Annotated in this window: 1 protein-coding gene; it reads right to left on the bottom strand. The window is 67.4% G+C overall.

Annotation, left to right across the window (positions count from 1 at the left end; genetic code table 11):
- The coding region (locus BM222_RS24015) for a beta strand repeat-containing protein (protein ID WP_210188513.1) at positions 1-1,820 on the bottom strand (1,820 nt) is incomplete at both ends.

Consider the following 1,820-nt stretch of genomic DNA (forward strand, 5'->3'; position numbering starts at 1 on the left):
CCGTCGACGTCGCTGACCGACAGGCCGGTGTTCTTCAAGGTCAGGCTGGTCTGCTCCGTCGCCGCATAATGCGTCGAGGGCGCCGCCGCCACCGGCGCATCGTTGACCGGCGTCACCGTGACCGTCGAGGTCACGATGTTGCTGGCGTGGTTTGCCGCCTGGCCGTCATCAACCTGATAGCTGATCGTACGGGTCGCGCCTGACGGATTATCGCTCGCGTTGAAGTACGTCACCGCCTCCAACGCCGCCTGGTACTGGGCCGCAGTCGCAGATCCCGTCAGCGTCAACACACCGGTCGCCGCGTTGTAGGTCCCCGTGATACCGTTCTGGTTCGTGAAGGCGAGAACATCCTCGCCGGAAACGAAGCCGGCTGCAATGCTCACAGTCGCGCCGGTCAGATTGGGACTGTCAACATCCGAGGCCGTCACCGCACTGTCGATCGCCGTCGCGGACTGATTCTCGGTGTAGGAGAGCGATCCCCCATTGGCGTTCAGGACCGGCGCATCATTTGTGCCGGTGATTGTGACAACCACGTTCTGGCCGACGGTGCCGCCATGGCCGTCCTTGACTGAAACGAGGTAGGTCACTGCCAGAGTCTGGCCGGCAGCGAGGAAGTCGAAGGTCTTGTCCTGGGCACTGTAGCTCCAGGCGACGGCGCCCGCCCCCGTGCTTGTGCTGTCGCTCGTGTTGAGGCTGAGCGTGCTGGCCGCCGTCAGCACGCTGATCTGCTGCGAGGTCAGGCTACCGCCCGACAAGACGAAGGTCGGCGCGTCCTGGCTGATCGTGTGCGTATCCAAGAGGTCGACGTCGCCAAATGCGATCGAGCCAGATGCACTGTCCGCGCTCGTCGATCCGGTCGTTCCTGCGACCTCGGTGATGGCGCCGGTCGCCGTGGTGGCCCCGGCGACGATGGTCGGGGCCTCGTTGGTGCCGGTGACCGTCACCGTCACGATCTGGTCGACGGTGCCGCCATGGCCGTCGGCGATGCTGACGGTGAAGCTCTCGGTCGCGGTCTGGCCGGCGGCGAGATCATCGGTGGCGTTGTCCGCGACGGTGTAGGTCCAGCCCACCGTGCCGCCCGACGTCGTTGCGCTCTCGCTCACCGCGCCCAGGGTCAGCGTGCCGCCCAGCGTGTTGCCGGAATCCGGGGTGACGCTTGCGGTATGGGTGTCGATCAGGTCGACGTCATTGAACGCGATGGTGCCGGTGGTCGAGAGGTCGGGCGTGGTTGCGTCTTCCGTCACCGCCCCGGTCGCCGTGGTGGCCGCCGCGACGATGGTCGGCGCCTCGTTGGTGCCGGTGACCGTCACCGTCACGATCTGGTCGACGGTGCCGCCATGGCCGTCGGCGATCGTCACCGTAAAGCTCTCGGTCGCGGTCTGGCCGGCGGCGAGATCATCGGTGGCGTTGTCCGCCACGGTGTAGGTCCAGCCGACGGTGCCGCCCGAGGTCGTCGCGCTCTCGCTCACCGCGCCCAGGGTCAGCGTGCCGCCCAGCGTGTTGCCGGAAGCCGCGGTGACGCTTGCGGTATGGGTGTCGATCAGGTCGACATCGTTGAAGGCGATGGTGCCGGTGGTCGAGAGGTCGGGCGTGGTCGCGTCTTCCGTCACCGCGCCGGTCGCCGTGGTCGACCCGGCGACGATGGTCGGCGCCTCGTTGGTGCCGGTGACCGTCACCGTCACGATCTGGTCGACGGTGCCGCCGTGGCCGTCGGCGATGCTGACGGTGAAGCTCTCGGTCGCGGTCTGGCCGGCGGCGAGATCATCGGTGGCGTTGTCAGCCACGCTGTAGGTCCAGCCGACCGTGCCGCCCGACGTGGT

The sequence above is a fragment of the Bradyrhizobium sp. Gha genome (assembly GCF_900113735.1).
In the GTDB taxonomy this organism is placed as follows: Bacteria; Pseudomonadota; Alphaproteobacteria; order Rhizobiales; family Xanthobacteraceae; genus Bradyrhizobium.